This is a genomic window from Phyllobacterium sp. P5_D12 (genome assembly GCF_054049495.1).
In genome coordinates this window covers 1-650 of record NZ_JBFUMG010001119.1, presented here as the reverse complement: position 1 = coordinate 650, position 650 = coordinate 1, and the positions used below count along the sequence as shown (strand labels likewise).

At 58.3% G+C, this 650-nt stretch carries 1 protein-coding gene; it reads right to left on the bottom strand.

What is annotated here, in order from left to right; genetic code table 11:
* Positions 1–650 (bottom strand): ABC transporter ATP-binding protein (locus ACXJ5O_RS29045; RefSeq protein WP_457302925.1); only part of this gene is annotated, 650 nt, incomplete at both ends.

The window sequence follows — 650 nt, the reverse complement described above, 5'->3', positions numbered from 1 at the left end:
GCATGGACCCGTCCCTCGAGCTGGCCGAACATGCCGGAATGGATGTTGAAACGCGTCGTAAGATTGCGCACGTCGAGAAGCGGCTGCACCGCCGCCTGCACCGTATCGGCCGCTTCGACCGGCGTATCGGATGTGCCTGTAGCGCGATCGACTACCGGAAATCGCAAAGGCCGCTCATGCCCTTTCATCGAACCCAGAACCGGAACTGCCGACAGCAGCGAACGCGTGTACGGATGCTGCGGCCGTGCGAAGATATCCTCGGTCTTGCCGGTTTCGACCGCCTCGCCGTTATACATGACCACGGTCCGGTCGGCGATCTCCGCCACTACGCCCATATCGTGGGTGATAAAGAGAACAGAGGCACCCTCCTCGTCCTGTAAAAGTTTGATTAGATCGAGTATCTGGCCCTGAATGGTCACGTCCAGAGCTGTCGTTGGTTCATCGGCGATAAGCAGTTTTGGTTTGCTAGCCAGCGCCATCGCAATCATCACGCGCTGTCGCATCCCGCCCGAGAAGCGATGGGGATATTCATTGGATCGCGATTTCGCAGCAGGTATCCGCACCTTTTCAAGAAGCCGGATGGTTTCCGCCTTTGCCTCGGCACGCGACATGTTGTGATGGCAAAGCAGCGCCTCGCTGATCTGTTGACC